Genomic DNA, 16,783 nt, shown 5'->3' on the forward strand with positions numbered 1-16,783 from the left:
GCACTGTGGGCTGTCGAAGCGCGATGGTCCATAACCCCGACGTCATCCGCCGATCGCAGTACTCACGCGTGGGGATGACAAGCGCCGGGAATGCGCGTCAGATTGCACCCTGAGGCGCGCTCGACCGGGGCGATGCCCCGGCGCACGATGCAGATCGGCAACGCTCTCGGCACAACGGATCATCAAGTTGGCGATCTCGCGCCGCACGAGAAAAAGGCCCGCAGCGGCAACGCTGCGGGCCTCAGTCAGAAAGACCGAAAGTCGGCTTCAGAACGGAATGTCGTCGTCCATGTCGTCGAATCCCGACGACGACTTGGCCGGGGCCTGGCGCGGAGCCGGTGCCGGTGCGCGCGGTGCGGCTGCCGGGGGGCGCGAGTAATTGCCGCCACCACCGCCGCCACCTTGGGAGTAGCCGCCACCGCCACCCTGGCCGTATTCGTCATCACCACCGCCGCCGCCACCGGACGACGGACCGCCCTGGCCTTGCCGGCTGCCCAGCATCTGCATCTGGTCGACGCGGATGTCGGTGGCGTACTTCTCGACGCCGTCCTTGTCCTGGTACTTGCGGGTGCGGATCGAGCCTTCGACGTAGATCTGCGAGCCCTTGCGCAGGTATTGCGCGGCGATTTCGGCCAAGCGGCCGTTGAACACGAGGCGGTGCCACTCGGTGGCCTCGCGCATTTCGCCGCTTTGCTTGTCTTTCCACTTGTCGGTGGTTGCGATCGTCACGTTGCAGATCGAATCGCCGCTTGGGAAGGTACGGGTTTCCGGGTCGCGCCCGAGATTGCCGACGAGGATGACTTTATTGACCGATGCCATGTGCACTGCCCCTGATGAATGGATGAAAGAGGAGGTTTTAACGAGAAAACGCGAGGCAGGATTGTGCCCGATCGACGGGGCCGTCTATTTCTGGGGATGGGCACAACCAATGCGCACGGTCAGAATGGCTCCCGCCGCATGAACCACGAACCCGACTTCTTCGAGCACCTGCGCAACGAGTTGCGCGGCGGCCGGATGTGGCTGGACCGGGCCATCGTGCTGGGCTATGCGGTCGCGGCGGGGCTGGCGGTGGTGGCGCTGACGATGGCGGTGGATTGGGTCTTCGGCCACTTCCAGCGTACCTTTGCGTTGCATCCGTGGCTGCCGCTCATCACCACGCCACTGATCACGGTCGGCATCGTGTGGGCCACGCGGCGCTTCTTCGGGGCCGCCGGCGGGTCGGGCATTCCGCAGGTGAAGGCGGCGCTCAATCCGGCCCTGCCGCCCGAGCGGCGCGTCTTGTTCGTCTCGCTGCGGCTCGCGGCCGGCAAGATGGGGCTCACGGTCGCGGGCTTTGCGGCGGGGTTGTCGATCGGGCGCGAGGGTCCGTCGGTGCAGATCGCCGCGGGTGTGATGCAGCATGCGCGCCGCTGGCTCTCGCCCAACACCACGATCGACTCGCGCGCCCTGCTGATGGCCGGCGGCGCGGCCGGGATCGCGGCGGCCTTCAATGCGCCGCTGGCCGGGGTGGTGTTCGCCATCGAGGAACTGTCGGGGCGCATCGAGTCGCGCGCCAGCGGGCTGATCATCACGGCCATCGTGCTGGCCGGGCTGGTGGCGGTGTCGGCCTTCGGCAATACGAGCTATTTCGGCGTGATCAAGGTGCCGCCGTTCGGCTGGGAGGCGCTGCTGCCCGGGCTGCTGGTGACGCTGGCGAGCGGGCTGGCGGGCGGGCTGTTCGGGCGCTTGTTCATCGCTTCGCTCACCGGGGTGCCGGGGCGGTTCAACCAATGGCGCGCACGCTTTCCGCTGCGCTTTGCGGCGGCCTGCGGGCTGGGCGTGGCGGTCATCGGCGTGGCCACCGGCGGCACGACCTTCGGCGCAGGCTCGGAGGCGGTCAAGGAGATGCTCGAGGGTCATGACCGCATGCCGGCCATCGACACGCTGCTGAAGTTCGTCGCCACCTGGCTCAGCGCCTGGGCCGGGGTGCCGGGCGGGATCTTTGCGCCATCGCTGTCGATCGGCGCGGGCATCGGGCAGGTGGTGTCGCAGGTCTCCAGCGCCAACCTCGCGCCTGCGTTGATCGCCATCGGCATGGCCGGCTTCCTGGCCGCCGTGACGCAGGCGCCGCTGACCTCCTTCATCATCGTCATGGAGATGGTCGACGGCCACGCGATGGTGCTGAGCCTGATGGCGGGAGCGATGCTGGCGAGCCTGGTGTCGCGCATGATCAGCCGGCCGCTGTACGACACGCTGGCGGAGCACATGGTGGCGGCGGCGATCGGGTCGCCGATGCCGGTCAGTGCCGCGCCCGAATCCCCCGCTGCGCTGAAGCCCGAGTCAGAGTCAGCCTCTTCGCCCGATCCCGATCGCGGCCCCAGCCCCAGCCCCAGCCCCAGCCTCGGCGTCGGCCCGGACGCGCCCCGCATCGATACCCTTCCCCCACCGGAGCCCGAATCCGGCCCGACCCGCTGAAAAGCCCCGGGGATTTATGATGCTCGGTTGCCCAAAACCGACCGCCAAGTGAATCTCCCCACCCCGGACAACGTCGATCACATCGATCGCGCCTACCTCGGCGCCCTGCTCGCGCAGCAGCGGATCAGCATCCGTGGCGCGCGCACGCACAACCTCAAGAACATCGACCTCGACATCCCGCGCAACAAGCTGGTGGTCATCACCGGCCTGTCGGGCTCGGGCAAGTCGAGCCTGGCCTTCGACACGCTGTATGCCGAAGGCCAGCGCCGCTATGTCGAGAGCCTGTCGGCCTATGCGCGGCAGTTCCTGCAGCTGATGGACAAGCCCGATGTCGACGTGATCGAGGGCCTGTCGCCGGCGATCAGCATCGAGCAGAAGGCGACCAGCCACAACCCGCGCTCCACCGTGGGGACGGTGACCGAGATCCACGACTACCTGCGGCTGCTGTATGCGCGCGCCGGCACGCCGTATTGCCCCGACCATGACCTGCCGCTGCAGGCGCAGACCGTGTCGCAGATGGTCGATGCGGTGCTGGCCATCCCCGACGAGCCGCGCCTGATGATCCTGGCACCCGTCGCGCGCGAGAAGAAGGGCGAATTCCTGGAGCTGTTCGCCGAGATGCAGGCGCAGGGCTACGTGCGCTTCCGCGTCGACGGGCAGACCTACGAATACAACGACCTGCCCAAGCTCAAGAAGACCGAGAAGCACGACATCGACGTCGTCATCGACCGCCTGCGCGCACGTCCCGACGTGCAGCAGCGCCTGGCCGAGAGCTTCGAGACCGCATTGCGCCTGGCCGATGGCCGCGCGATCGCGCTGCAACTCGGCGCGGAGGGCGCACCCGACAAGGAGCACCTCTACAACGCCAAGTTCGCCTGCCCGATCTGCCACTACTCGCTGGCCGAACTGGAGCCGCGGCTGTTCTCCTTCAACTCGCCGGTGGGTGCCTGCCCGAGCTGCGACGGCCTGGGCAACCGCGAGGTGTTCGACTGGACCCGCGTGGTGGCGTTTCCGTCGCTCTCGCTCGCGAGCGGCGCGGTCAAGGGCTGGGACCGTCGCAACGGCTATTACTTCAGCATGCTGGAGTGCGTGGCGAAGCACTATGGCGTGGACATCGACAAGGCCTTCGAGGACCTGCCGGAGAACGCACGCAACGCGATCCTGCACGGGTCCGGCGAGGAAGAGATCAAGTTCAGCTACGTGATGGAGTCGGGCGCCAACGCAGGCCGCAAGCTCACGCGCAAGCATCCCTTCGAAGGAATCATCCCGAACATGGAGCGCCGCTACCGCGAGACCGATTCGGTCCCGGTGCGCGAAGAGCTCGCCCGCTACCGCAACAACCAGCCCTGCCCGGATTGCCACGGCACGCGGCTGCGGCGCGAGGCGCGCAACGTGTTCCTCGTCGACGAGACGGGCGGCGAATCGAAGCGCATGAGCATCTTCGCGATCAGCCACGTCACCTTGCGCGACAGCCTCGCTTACTTCCAGACGCTGAAGTTGCGCGGCGCGAAGGCGGAGATCGCCGACAAGGTGATCCGCGAGATCGGGCTGCGGCTCAAGTTTCTCAACGACGTAGGGCTCAACTACCTGAGCCTGGACCGCAGTGCGGAAACGCTGTCCGGCGGCGAGGCGCAGCGCATCCGCCTGGCCTCGCAGATCGGCTCCGGCTTGACCGGCGTGATGTACGTGCTCGACGAACCCAGCATCGGCCTGCACCAGCGCGACAACGACCGCCTCATCGGCACGCTGAAACACCTGCGCGACATCGGCAACAGCGTGATCGTGGTCGAGCATGACGAGGACATGATCCACTCGGCTGACCACGTCATCGACATGGGTCCGGGCGCCGGCGTGCATGGCGGACGCGTGATGGCGCAGGGCACCTTCGAACAGGTGCGCGACAACCCCGAATCGCTGACCGGCCAATATTTGCTCGGCACCAAGAAGATCGAAGTGCCCAAGCGCCGCACGCCCTGGCTGCCGGTGCTGCGCAAGCCGGAGGACGAAGCGAAGAAGGCGCCGATCAAGCCCAAGTTCCCGCCGAGCCCAGCCGCGTTGAAGCGGCAGGCACGCGAGGCCGCGCATCTGGCGACACAGACCGACTTGCAGGAGATCCGCGTCATCGGCGCGAGCGGCAACAACCTCAAGAACGTCAGCGTTGCCTTCCCGGTCGGCCTGCTGACCTGCGTGACGGGCGTGTCGGGCTCGGGCAAGTCGACGCTGGTCAACGACACGCTCTACACCGCCGTCGCCCGCACGCTCTACCGCGCGCACGAAGAACCGGCCGCGCATGAGTCGGTCGAAGGCATCGAGTACTTCGACAAGGTCATCAACGTCGACCAGTCGCCCATCGGCCGCACGCCGCGCAGCAACCCTGCGACCTACACGGGTCTCTTCACGCCGATCCGCGAACTGATGGCCGAGACCAACACCGCACGCGAACGCGGCTACGGCCCGGGGCGCTTCAGCTTCAACGTGGCAGGTGGGCGCTGCGAGGCCTGCCAGGGTGACGGCGTCGTGAAGGTCGAGATGCACTTCCTGCCCGACGTGTACGTGCCCTGCGAGGTCTGCCATGGCCAGCGCTACAACCGCGAGACGCTCGAGGTCCAGTACAAGGGCAAGAACATCGCGCAGATCCTCGAGATGACGGTCGAGACGGCCTACGAATTCCTCAAGGCTGTGCCGACCATCGAGCGCAAGCTGCACACGCTGCTGGACGTGGGCCTGAGCTACATCAAGCTCGGCCAGGCCGCGACCACGCTCTCAGGCGGCGAGGCGCAGCGCGTGAAGCTCGCGCTGGAGTTGAGCAAACGCGACACCGGCCGCACCCTCTACATCCTCGACGAGCCGACCACCGGCCTGCACTTCGCGGACATCGAATTGCTGCTGAAGGTCTTGCATCAGTTGCGCGACGCGGGCAACACCATCGTCGTGATCGAGCACAACCTCGACGTCATCAAGACGGCTGACTGGCTCATCGACATGGGGCCGGAAGGCGGCGCGGGCGGCGGCACGGTGGTGGGCGAGGGCACGCCGGAGGACATCGCGGCGAACGAGGCGAGCCATACGGGCAAGTACCTGAAGCGATTGCTGGCGTGACCTGACCGAGCGCCGCGCCGCGTGCAGGGCCCGGTACCCACGGCATCAGGATCCGTTCTCCGTTTTTGAATCCCGGCGGCATGGAGTGCGATAGGCCATGGGTGTCGCGCCTTCTGGCGCAACCCGCCCACCCTCGCTAGGATCGCGTCTTCCTGAACCGACCTCTCGCTCGATGGACCTCCTGAGCAGCCTGAAGGCGCTTTGCGCCGTCGCGGAACATGGCAGCCTGACGCGCGGGTCGGTGGCGCTTGGCGTGACCCAGTCCATCCTGAGCCGGCAGATCGCGGCGCTGGAGGCACATGTCGGCGCGAAGCTGCTGCACCGCACCGGGCGCGGCGTCGCTCCCACCGAGCTGGGCCTGCGTATCCTGCCGCAGGCCGCCCAGTTGCTGCGCGGCATCGATGCCCTGGTCGCCGAGATGCGCGGTGAGCGCGCCGACCCTGCCGGCCTGGTGGAACTGGCGACGGTTCCTTCGGTCCGGCCGCTGGCAGTGCAGGTGTTCAAGGCGCTGCAGGCGAAGCATCCCCGCATCAAGCTGCGCACGCGCGAGGCCTACAGCGGGCAGGTCGAGGATTGGCTGGCCAATGGCAAGGTCGACATCGGCATGTTCAACCGCTACAGCCCGGCGCCGCTCAAGAACGCGGATGCCCTGCTGCGCGCGCCACTGGTCGTGCTGGGCCTGCGCAACAGCGTGAAGACCGCGCCCACGACCGCCTTCCGCAAGCTGCATGGCATGCCGCTGGCCATTGCGAACAAGCCCAACGCGCTGCTGACCTTGCTCGAAGGCGCTGCGAAGCGCTGCAAGATCACGCTGGACTTCGCTTTCGAGAGCACCTCCGACACGATCATCCGCAGCGCGGTGGGGAGCGGCGGCCTGTTCACCATCGTGCCGCTGCATGTGGCGTTGCGCGACTATGGCGAGGAACGCTTTGCCTGGTCGCAGATCGTGGAGCCGACGCTGGTGCAGTACACATGGCTGGCGACGACGAGCGCACATCCGGTCGATGCGGCTGCGCGGGTGGTGCAACGGCTGCTGGTGGAGCTGGCGTCGGGGGCGGCGCAGGAAGGTGCGCAGGCGCCCTGATGGCCGACGCGGGCCGCGCGTGACGCGAGGAGGGTCGCCCTGTCAGTCCGCCTTGAATCCCGAAGCCTTCACGATCGCGCCCCAGCGTCGCCGCTCTTCCTCGATTTGCGGGCCAAACGCCGCCAGCGACACGTTCGGATATTCCATGTTCAGGTTGTCGATCGCGCCGCGCACCTCCGGATCCGCGGACGCGGCTTCCACCGCGGCGGCCATCCGTGCCAGCGTTTCCAGCCGCATCCCGGCGGGCGCGAACAGGGCGAGCCAGCTGCTGCCGTGGACTGTCGGATAGCCGGCCTCGGCGAAGGTGGGCACGTCGGGTGTCTGGGCGTCGCGCGTGTCGCCGCTGGTGGCCAGCATGCGCACGCGTCCCGTGCGGTGGAGTTGCACGAACTCCGACGCGGCGCTGAACGCCGCCGGCACACGGCCAGCCATCAGGTCCATGTTCATCGGTGCGCCGCCCTTGTAGGGCACGTGCATCAGCGCCACGCCGGCCGCGCGGCCCAGCAGCAGGCCGAAGAAGTGCGGCAGGCTGCCGGCCGCGGGTGACGCGAAGCTGGCGTTGTCCGGGTCGGCTTTCGCGGCGGCCACGTAGTCCGCCACTGTCCGGGCGGCGGAGCCGGGCGGCACCGCCATCGCAATCTCCAGCCGGGCGGCCTGGCCGACCGGCACGAAATCGGCCTTGGCGTCGTAGGGGAGCTTCTCGTAGGTGAACTCGGCGAGGACGTTTGTCAGGATGTTGCCCAGCAGCAGCACCGTGCCATCGGCCGGCGCGGTCTTCACCGCGACAGCGGCGAGGGTGCCGCCGGCGCCGGGCCGGTTCTCGACGATCACGGGGTGGCGCAGCGTCTTGCTCATCGCCTGCGCATACGCGCGGGCCAGGCCGTCCGCGCCGCCACCCGGCGGGTAGCCCACGACGATGCGCGTCGCGGCGAGCTCGTCGGCGCCAAGGGCCTGGAGCGGGATCGCGAGCGCGGCAGTGAGGACGAGAAGCAGCAGTGGACTGGACTTCAACCCTGTAATGCGTCCTGGTAGTGCGCCAGTCGCATGGCGCGATGGAGGAACATGCCGATCGGCCCGATTGTCCTCTCATCGACGAAAAGCGGGGCATGGCCCGTACCGGGAATCTCGAGCCAGCGCGCGTCGGCATGCTCGTGCTCCATGCGCATGCACACCGCCCGGCTCAGGAGCCTGGAATGCTCGCCGCGCAGGATCAGCACCGGGCACGCGACGGCGTTCCAGATCGACCACAGGTAGACCCGGCTGGTCACCGGCTCCGGCGGCACGGCGCGCACATCGAAGCGGCTGCACAGGCGGCCCCGCACGTCGGCCGCCACGCTGGAACGCGCCAGCGCTTCCCAGCGGGCCACATCCAGCTTGCCGAAGCCGCCGAGCGTGGCCCGGAAGTACAGCGCGGCTTCGCGCAGGTCCTCGAACTCCACCGGCGTGGCGGCCTGGTCGCGCAGGCGCTGCAGCTCCCCGCCATCCAGTTCGGCCCCCACGTCGTTGAGCACCAGCGAGCGCACGAGCTGCGGATGACGCGCCGCCATCTGCAATCCGAGCAGGCCGCCCAGCGAGGTGCCGACCCAATGCACGGCGTGCACGCCCAGGTGCGCGATGAGCTCCTCCAGCACCCTCAGGTAGGTGCGGTTGGTGTAGAGGCTGGCATTGGACAGCCAGTCGCTCTGGCCGCGGCCGGGCAGGTCGATGCACACGACGCAGTACTGCCCGGCCAGCGCCTGGGCGAGTTCATCGAAATCGGTGGCATTGCGGCTCAGGCCATGCACGCACAGGACCAGCGGGTGCCCGAGATCGCCCCATTTCTTGTATGCAATGCTCGTGGCCACCGGGCATTCGCCAAGCGATACATGGAAGTGTGCGTTGACATTCATGCAAGGAAGTCTAGGTACGGGTCACGCACCTGCAAGCGCACATCGCTCATTTCAGCTTTGCGAATGGCGCAAGGCGCCTGGCTTTGCCTTTCCTGCTCACATCGGCAGTTCGACTGCCGAGAGCTTCCAGAAGAAAACGCCGTGTCGCCGAAGGACGAATCTGGCTGGCAATCCGTCTCGCGCGCGAATCTCCACCGTCGAGAAGTCGAGGAAGTCGAGCGCATACCTTGGTGCGGTGGAAGGATCCTTCGACGCCGGTGGCGGCGACGTGCCGGGCGTGCCGGGCGTGCCGGGCGCGGGGAACTTGCCCTGCTGCATCAGCAGCATGACACCCGTGGGCGTGACCAGTGCGTCGACCGTCTGGTTGATCAGGCCCGTCCCGAGCATTTGTCCCACGCCCGCGAGCGGGCCGTCCTTCAAGCCGCTCGAGTTCATCAGGCCGCTCATCTTCGTCATGAGCTGCGCCTTGACGCTTTCCTTGAGCGCGGGGAAGTCAACCTGGCTGGCAAGAGCCGTGGCATCCCGGGCCTCGATGGCCTTGCGCATGCGATAGACGGTCCAGTGCGGGCCGAAGTAGAGCGCCGCGGCGACCAGCACCGCTACAAGCGCTGCAACCCAATACAGGCGTCTGGATTTCATGGCGCTCCATTCTGAGCCACTTCGCCGTGCTTGAAGCGGACAAGGCCTGCATGCCGCATCACCGCGGACGTACAGGGCGAGCCACTCTCCAGACTACCAAGGCACACCGTCGACTGCACGTGCGCCGACGGCGCTGCGCCCCTAGCGCATTCCGATCTTCGCGCCCTCGCCAAACAACCCCTTCATCTCGCGCGGCTGCGAGCGCCAGTACTGCTGCGGCGCCTCCACCGTCGCGCCCAACTCCGCGGCAGCGCGCCACGGCCAGTGCGGCTCGAACAGGATCGCCCGCGCAATCGCCACGAAGTCGGCCTGACCGTTGGCGATGATGGCGTCGGCTTGTTTTGCATCGGTGATGAGGCCCACGGCGATCGTCGGCAGCCCACTCTCGCGCCGGATGCGTTCGGCGAACGGGACCTGGTAGCCGTCGACCAGCGGAATCTTCTGCTTCTGCGAGACGCCGCCCGAGGACACATGGATGAAGCTGCCGCCGCGCGCCGCCAGGGCCTTGGCGAACTGCACGCTCTGGTCCAGCGTCCAGGTCTCGCCTTCGTCGACCCAGTCGCTGGCCGAAAGGCGCATGCCCACGGCGATGTGCGCCGGCACCGCGGCACGTACCGCATCGAACACTTCCAGCGGATAGCGCATGCGGTTGGCGAGCGAGCCGCCGTATTCGTCGGTGCGCTGGTTCGCGATCGGCGACAGGAACTGGTGCAGCAGGTAGCCGTGGGCCGCATGCAGTTCGATGGCGTCGAGCCCCAGCGCGACCGCGCGCTGCGCAGCGCGCACGAATGCGGACTTGACGCGCGCCAGCCCTGCCGCGTCGAGCGCAAGGGGCGGCGGCTCGCCGGCGGCATGCGGCAGCGCCGATGGGCCTTCCGTCTGCCATGCGCCTTCGTCCGGACGCAGGCTCTGGCCGCCGTCCCACGGCTTGTGGCTCGACGCCTTGCGGCCCGCATGCGCGAGCTGGATGCCGATGGGCATCTTCGAATGCGCGCGCACCGCGTCGAGCACGCGCTTGAGCGCGGCCTCGTTGTCATCGGAATACAGGCCGAGGCAGCCGCGCGTGATGCGGCCGATCTCCTCCACGGCGGTCGCCTCGATGATCAGCAGCCCCGCACCCGACAGCGCCAACTGCCCGAGATGCATCAGGTGCCAGTCGCCCGCATTGCCGTCCTGCGCGGTGTACTGGCACATCGGCGCGATGACGATGCGGTTGCGCAATTCGAGCGGGCCGAGCGCGCCGGCGGAGAAGAGTGAGCTCATGGGATTCCTGGTCGCGAAGTGACAGGTTGGGGCATCGCTGCAAAAGTGCGCGTCAAGCCCGGACGGCCTGCACAGCGATGCCTTTATATCGGGGCCGCCTTGCGCGCGCTTGGCGCGGGACTTTCGCGGGGTTTCGTACGACTTTGCAATCGGGCGAGGAGCAAGGCGTGCCGCTCAGCGTTCGCCCGCCATCGCCCGCACCGCATCCCGCAACGCAAGAATGCCAAGCTCGATCTGCGCCACGTCGATCGACGACAGCCGCAGCCGGAAGTAAGGACAAGGCCGCGGCGGCTGCGCGAAGAACACATCGCCCGGCTCGATCAGCACGCCATGCGCACGCGCACGCAAGGACAACGCCGCGCCATCGAGCCAGTCCGGCGTCTTCACCCACACCGAGGCACCGCCGTTCGGCACCGTCGCCTCGAACTCGGGAATGTGCCGCGCCAGCGCCTGCATCACCGCATCCATGCGCTGCCGCAGCACCTGGTTCACACGGCGCGCATGCGAGTCGTGATGCCCCAGCGACAGGAACAGCGCATACGCATGCTGGAGGAAGGCGCTCGGATGCCGCACCATCGCATGCCGCAGCACACGCAACTCGCTGATCAATTCCTTCGAGGCCACGATGTAGCCGAGCCGCATGGCCGGTGCCAGGCTCTTGGACAGCGAGCCGATGTAGATCACACGCCCGGTCTTGTCCAGGCTCTTGAGCGCGGGCGTGGGTTCGCCGGCATAGAGGTTCTCGGCCTCGTAGTCGTCCTCGATGACCACGAAGTCCTGCAGCGCCGCCTTGCGCAGCAGCCACTGGCGTCGCTCCAGGCTCAGCGTGCGCGTGGTCGGGCTCTGGTGCGAGGGCGTGACGAACACATAGTCCAATGCTGGCAGTGCATCGACCACCAGGCCTTCGTCATCGACCGGGATGCCGATCATTTCCGAGGTGCGCAGCGAGAAGGCATTGCGCGCATGCGGATAGCCGGGCTCCTCGAAGCCGATGCGCGTGCCGCGGTCGAACAGCGCCTCGGCCACGAGGTACAGCGCATGCTGCGCGCCCACCGTCACCAGGATCTCCTCGGGCCGCGCGAACACGCCGCGCTTGGGCAGCAGGCGGATGCGGATCTGCTCGACCAGGTCGGGCATGTCGTCGGTCTCGAAGTCCGGCGTCCAGTTCGGCAGTTGCGAGCGGGCCAAGCTGCGCACGCAGCATTCGCGGAAGTCTTCGGTCGGAAAGAGCTGCGCATCGTGCGTGCCGTAGACGAAGGGGTACGGGAACTTGCGCCATTGCGCGGGCTTCGACAGCGTCGGCTGCTCGCGCAGGGAACGCAACACGCGCGCGTCCCATTGCGGCGGTGCGCCAGCGCCGGCACCGTCGCCCTTGAACGGGTCGATGAACTTGTCGGCCGAGACGATCGATGCCGGCAACGCGCCCGCATTCACGAACACGCCCGAGCGCGGACGCGATTCCAGGTAGCCCTCGTCCACCAGTTGCTGGTACACGGCGGTGACGGTGTTGCGGCTCAGGCCCAGCGCCTGCGCGAGGTCGCGCGACGATGGCAAAGCCGCGCCCGCCGCCAGCCGGCCATCGAGGATCACCTGCACCACCTTGAGTCGCAGGCGCGATTGCAGGGGCAACCCGGTGTGGTCGTCCAGCGCGAAGAGTTGCGCCCACAAAGGTGTCGTCGGGGGGAGCTTGGGGTTCACGGTGGCGTTCATCGGCGCACTGCAAATGTGCATCTGGCTTTCACGATAAGGCTCGACTGGCTCTATGACGAGGGGTGAGGCGAGCTTAACCTTTGCGCAAGATTCGACCCGCCGCAGGAGCCCCATTGACCGCCGTCACCACCGCCACACTCGAAGCCTTTTCCGACGCCTGGAACCGCCACGACCTGCCCGCGCTGATGTCCTTCATGCACCCCGACTGCGTGTTCGAGACCGCCGCCGGCAACGACGCCTGGGGCACGCGCCACACCGGCCATGAAGCGGTCGCCAAGGCCTTCGCCGCTGCGTGGACGAACTTCCCGGATGCGCAGTGGCGAAACGGCAGACACCTCGTGATGGGTGATCGCGGCATGTCCGAATGGACCTTCACCGGCACCGCTCCGGACGGCCAGCGCAGCGAGTCCGATGGCGTCGACCTGTTCACCTTCAAGGACGGCAAGATCCTCGTCAAGAACGTGTTCCGCAAGGCGCGCCCGCTGCTTCCAGCGGTCTGAACGAGGGCCCCCGGATGAGCATCGCCACCCCGCGCGAACTCTTCGCGCCCTACGACCCCGCCTACGACCCGCTGGTGTCCGACGGCCCCGGCCGCAACCGCGACTACGCCCCCACCTACTGGGCCGCCACCGCCGGGCCGGCACCCGATGACGACGGCCCGGTGCAAGGCGACGTCGATGCCGACGTGGTCATCATCGGCTCCGGCTTCACCGGCCTTGCGACGGCGCTCTTCCTCGCCAAGGAACACGGCATCAAGGCGGTGGTACTGGAAGCCAACCGCGTCGCCTGGGGCTGCACCAGCCGCAACGGCGGCCAGGGCCAGAACGCCAGCGGCCGGCTCTACCGCTCCCAGTGGATCGACCGCTGGGGCCTGGCCACCGCACAGCGTCTCGATGCCGAGATCCGCTTCGGCTTCGACACCTTCAAGGAACTCGTCGCCGAGGCCGACTGCGACCCGCAACCCGGCGGCCATCTCTACATCGCGCACCGCGAGAAGAAGATGGCCTTCCTGCGCAACGAGGCACGCGTGATGGCCGATCACTTCGGCTATGCGACGCGCATCCTCACGGCCGAGCAGGTGCGCGAGGAGTACTGCAACGACCAGGACGCGGCCGGCGCGATGCACGAGGCCGAAGGCATCTGCGTGCACCCGCTCAAGCTGGCGTACAGCTACCTGAAGCGTGCGCGTGCCGGCGGTGCGCGCGTGCATCCGTCGAGCCCTGTCATCGGTTGGGAAACGAAGAACGGCGCGCACCACCTGAAGACACCCGGCGGCACGGTGCGCGCCAAGACGGTGGGCATCGCAACAGGCGCCTACACAGCGCCCGGCCTGCACCCGACGTTGACGAATCGCTACTTCCCGGTGCTGTCGAATTCCATCGTCACGCGCACGCTCACCGATGCCGAATTGAAGGCCACCAACTTCCTCACGCACGAAGCCATCACCGACACGCGCACGCTGCGCTTCTATTACCGCTTGCTGCCCGACAAGCGCGTGCAGATCGGCAGCCGCAGCGCCATCACCGGCGCCGATGCGAGCCGCGACGCGCACTACAAGCTGTTGGTCGACGGCCTCGCACGCAAGTTCCCGCCGTTGAAGGGCATCCCCATCGACTACTCCTGGTGGGGCTGGGTCGACGTGGCCCACGACATGATGCCGCGCGTGGTGCAGCCCGACCCGAAGCAGAGCGTGTTCTATGCGCTGGGCTATGGCGGCAACGGCGTGTCCTTCTCCGCGCATGCGGGCCGGCGCATGGCGCAACGCATTGCGGGCGAAGGCGATGCGGCCTTCGACCTGCCGATCTACAACAGCCCCTTGCAATTCCCGCGACAAGGTGAGTGGGCCGCGCCCTTCCGCCGCTTCGGACAGAGCATGCTGTACCGCTGGTATTACCTACGTGACGAGGTGCTCTGAGTATGTGAAAACCCTTGGACCCATCGATCGCTTGCATCTGGCTCCACGATGCGCGCGGCGCTGGACCGTATCTTGCAAACCTCGTGCATCACGTCCGAACTCAAGGAGGTCTCGTTGAACTCAAGTCTCATCACCCGTCGCACGCTCTGCCTGGCTGGCTCCGGTGCCTTCATGCTCGGTCGACTGCCATTGGCGCAGGCGCAGGAGGCCAAGAAGGGCGGCACCTTCGTCGTCGGCCTGACCCAGGCGCCGCGCCACTTGAACGGTGCCGTGCAATCCGGCTTCGCCACGGCCGAGCCGTCGACGCAGCTCTTCGCGAGCCCGTTGCGCTTCGATGACAAGTGGGCGCCGCAGCCCTACCTCGCCGAGACCTGGAAGCTCGACGAAGACGGCAAGTCCCTCACGCTCAACCTGCGCAAGAACGCGGTGTTCCATGACGGCAAGCCGGTCACCTCGGCCGACGTGGCCTTCTCGATCATGGCCATCAAGGCCAACCACCCGTTCACCACGATGATGGGCCCGGTCGACAAGGTCGACACGCCCGACGCCTACACCGCCATCGTGCGCATGAGCGTGCCGCATCCGGCCATCGTGCTGGCGATGAGCCCGGCCCTGTGCCCGATCCTGCCCAAGCACATCTACGGCGACGGCCAGGACCTCAAGACCCATCCGCGCAACAGCACCGACGTGGTCGGCTCCGGCCCCTTCAAGTTCGTCGAGTTCAAGCCCGGACAGCGCGTGGTGCTGGAGCGCTTCGACAAATTCTTCATGCCGAACAAACCGTACCTCGACAAGGTGATCTTCAGCATCCAGCCCGACATGGCGAGCCAGATCCTCTCCTTCGAGCGCGGCGACATGCAGATGATCCAGGTGTCCGCACCCACCGACATCGCCCGCGTCACGAAGGACCCGAACGCTGTTGTCACGGCCAAGGGCTTCGAGGGCATCGGCTCGATCAACTGGCTGGCCTTCAACACGACGAAGAAGCCGCTCAACGACGTGAAGGTGCGCAAGGCCATTGCCACGGCCATCGACAAGAACTTCATCACCAAGGCATTGATGGGCGGCTTCGCGCAGGTGGCCAACGGCCCCATCTCCGCGAGCAGCCCGCTGGCCTCGGCGGACGTCACGCTCTATCCCTTCGACCTGAAGAAGGCCGCCGCGATGCTCGACGAGGCGGGCTACAAGGTCAACGACGGCGGCGAGCGCTTCAAGCTCACCATCGACTACCTGCCGGGCGTGGACGACCAGCAGAAGAATGTGGCCGAGTACATCCGCACCACGCTGAAGAAGGTCGGCATCACCGTGGAAGTGCGCGCCTCGGCCGACTTCCCGTCCTGGGCCAAGCGCATGGCCACGCACGACTTCGACATGTCGATGGACCAGGTCTACAACTGGGGCGACCCGATCATCGGCGTGCACCGCACCTACCTGTCGACCAACATCAAGCCCATCGTCTGGACCAACACGCAGTCGTACAACAACCCCAAGGTCGACGAGCTGCTCAACAGCGCCGGCCAGATCCTCGACCCGGTCAAGCGCAAGGCCTACTACGCGACCTTCGAGAAGATCGTGACCGACGACGCGCCCATCGTCTTCATCAACACGGTGCCGGCGCGCACCGTCACGAGCAAGAAGGTAGGCAACGTGCCGATGACCATCTGGGGCCCGATGTCACCGTACGACGAGGTGTACCTGAAGTGAGCCTCGCCCGCGCCGTGGCATCACGGCTGATCCAGGGCCTGGCCCTGGTGCTGGCGGTGGTGGTGCTGAACTTCGTGCTGGTGCATGCCGCACCGGGCGACCCGGTGGAGACGATCGCGGGCGCGAGCGGCGGCATGAGCGAGGAGATGATGGCCGACCTGCGCAAGCAGTACGGGCTGGACAAGCCGCTGTATGTGCAACTGGGCGTGTACGTCGGGCGCGTGGTGACGGGTGACCTCGGCTACTCGTACTTCTTCAACCTGCCGGTGACGCAGATGATCGGCGAGCGCGTGCCAGCCACCTTGCTGCTGGTGCTGAGCGCGGTGCTGTCGGCTTTCGTCATCGGCACGGCCCTGGGCGTGCTGTCGGCGCGCAAGCCGAATGGCGTGCTGTCGCAGTTCATCACGGTGCTGAGCATGGTGGGCTTTGCGGCGCCGGTGTTCTGGATGGGGATCATGCTGGTGATCCTGTTCGCCTCGGTGTTGCCGATCATGCCGGTGTCGGGCATGCGGGCGCTGGACTCGAGCGGTGGCGGCATCGGGGACATCGTCGACGTGGCACACCACCTGGTGCTGCCGACGCTGACGCTGGCGCTGGTCTACCTCGCGCAGTACAGCCGGCTCGCGCGCTCGTCGATGCTGGACGTGCTGGGCTCGGACTTCATCCGCACCGCGCGTGCGAAGGGACTGGCCGATCGCGTGGTGCTCTACAAGCATGCGCTGCGCAATGCGCTGCTGCCGGTGGTGACGGTGCTGGGATTGCAGTTCGGCAATGTGATGGCGGGGGCGATCCTCGTCGAGACGGTGTTCAATTGGCCGGGGCTGGGGCGGCTTGCGTTCGAGGCGGTGCTGCGGCGGGACTATCCGACGATCCTGGGCGTGTTGCTGTTCTCGTCGATCGTGGTGATCGTGATGAACCTGTTGACGGACGTGGCGTACCGGTTGATCGATCCGCGGATCAAGGCGTCATGAGCGCCGCGCCGGGCCGCCCCAAGCAAGCTCGCGCCCCCTCGGGGGGCAGCGAGGA

Annotated in this window: 13 protein-coding genes; 7 read left to right on the forward strand and 6 right to left on the reverse strand. The window is 67.2% G+C overall.

Annotation, left to right across the window (positions count from 1 at the left end; translation table 11 throughout):
• Positions 1–267: 267 nt before the first annotated feature.
• Positions 268–819 carry a single-stranded DNA-binding protein gene (gene ssb / locus WKW82_RS00190; RefSeq protein ID WP_340340236.1) on the reverse strand — a complete coding sequence of 184 codons (552 nt, stop codon included), beginning with the start codon at positions 817–819 and terminating at the stop codon, positions 268–270.
• Between the two features lie 138 nt (positions 820–957).
• Here ssb and WKW82_RS00195 point away from each other — a divergent pair, with 138 nt between their 5' ends.
• From WKW82_RS00195 to WKW82_RS00205, 3 genes are all read left to right on the forward strand, one after another.
• The gene (locus tag WKW82_RS00195; RefSeq protein ID WP_340340237.1) at positions 958–2,454 is read left to right on the forward strand and encodes a chloride channel protein; all 1,497 of its coding nucleotides are present in this window, start codon (positions 958–960) and stop codon (positions 2,452–2,454) included.
• Between the two features lie 48 nt (positions 2,455–2,502).
• On the forward strand, positions 2,503–5,553 hold the full coding sequence (uvrA, locus tag WKW82_RS00200) for an excinuclease ABC subunit UvrA (protein ID WP_422823380.1): 3,051 nt from the start codon (positions 2,503–2,505) through the stop codon (positions 5,551–5,553).
• Between the two features lie 172 nt (positions 5,554–5,725).
• Entirely contained in the window at positions 5,726–6,637 is a 912-nt protein-coding gene (locus tag WKW82_RS00205; RefSeq protein ID WP_340340238.1) for a LysR family transcriptional regulator, read from the forward strand.
• Positions 6,638–6,679: 42 nt separating this feature from the next.
• On the opposite strand, the gene WKW82_RS00210 is transcribed toward WKW82_RS00205, so the two are convergent.
• The 5 genes from WKW82_RS00210 to pdxR all read right to left on the reverse strand — a co-directional run bounded on the left by WKW82_RS00210 (position 6,680) and on the right by pdxR (position 12,138).
• Positions 6,680–7,648 carry a Bug family tripartite tricarboxylate transporter substrate binding protein gene (locus WKW82_RS00210; RefSeq protein ID WP_340340239.1) on the reverse strand — a complete coding sequence of 323 codons (969 nt, stop codon included), beginning with the start codon at positions 7,646–7,648 and terminating at the stop codon, positions 6,680–6,682.
• A complete protein-coding gene (locus WKW82_RS00215; protein ID WP_340340240.1) occupies positions 7,645–8,526 on the reverse strand; it encodes an alpha/beta fold hydrolase in 882 nt (293 codons plus the stop codon). Before WKW82_RS00215 ends, WKW82_RS00210 begins: the two co-directional genes overlap by 4 nt.
• 96 nt (positions 8,527–8,622) lie before the next feature.
• Positions 8,623–9,165, reverse strand: a complete 543-nt coding sequence (locus tag WKW82_RS00220; protein ID WP_340340241.1) for a DUF2939 domain-containing protein — start codon at positions 9,163–9,165, stop codon at positions 8,623–8,625.
• A 141-nt stretch (positions 9,166–9,306) separates the two neighbouring features.
• Complete coding sequence (locus WKW82_RS00225) at positions 9,307–10,428, reverse strand: NADH:flavin oxidoreductase/NADH oxidase (protein ID WP_340340242.1); 1,122 nt, start codon at positions 10,426–10,428, stop codon at positions 9,307–9,309.
• Between the two features lie 174 nt (positions 10,429–10,602).
• Complete coding sequence (pdxR, locus tag WKW82_RS00230) at positions 10,603–12,138, reverse strand: MocR-like pyridoxine biosynthesis transcription factor PdxR (protein ID WP_340340243.1); 1,536 nt, start codon at positions 12,136–12,138, stop codon at positions 10,603–10,605.
• Between the two features lie 113 nt (positions 12,139–12,251).
• Here pdxR and WKW82_RS00235 point away from each other — a divergent pair, with 113 nt between their 5' ends.
• The 4 genes from WKW82_RS00235 to WKW82_RS00250 all read left to right on the forward strand — a co-directional run bounded on the left by WKW82_RS00235 (position 12,252) and on the right by WKW82_RS00250 (position 16,728).
• Positions 12,252–12,638 carry a nuclear transport factor 2 family protein gene (locus tag WKW82_RS00235; RefSeq protein WP_340340244.1) on the forward strand — a complete coding sequence of 129 codons (387 nt, stop codon included), beginning with the start codon at positions 12,252–12,254 and terminating at the stop codon, positions 12,636–12,638.
• 14 nt (positions 12,639–12,652) lie between these two features.
• Positions 12,653–14,053, forward strand: a complete 1,401-nt coding sequence (locus tag WKW82_RS00240; RefSeq protein ID WP_340340245.1) for an NAD(P)/FAD-dependent oxidoreductase — start codon at positions 12,653–12,655, stop codon at positions 14,051–14,053.
• Between the two features lie 114 nt (positions 14,054–14,167).
• On the forward strand, positions 14,168–15,757 hold the full coding sequence (locus WKW82_RS00245; protein WP_422823381.1) for an ABC transporter substrate-binding protein: 1,590 nt from the start codon (positions 14,168–14,170) through the stop codon (positions 15,755–15,757).
• A complete protein-coding gene (locus WKW82_RS00250; protein ID WP_340340246.1) occupies positions 15,754–16,728 on the forward strand; it encodes an ABC transporter permease in 975 nt (324 codons plus the stop codon). Before WKW82_RS00245 ends, WKW82_RS00250 begins: the two co-directional genes overlap by 4 nt.
• The last annotated feature ends 55 nt before the right edge of the window (positions 16,729–16,783 follow it).

Origin of the sequence: Variovorax rhizosphaerae, from assembly GCF_037889975.1 — a bacterium.
In the GTDB taxonomy this organism is placed as follows: Bacteria; Pseudomonadota; Gammaproteobacteria; order Burkholderiales; family Burkholderiaceae_C; genus Variovorax; species Variovorax rhizosphaerae.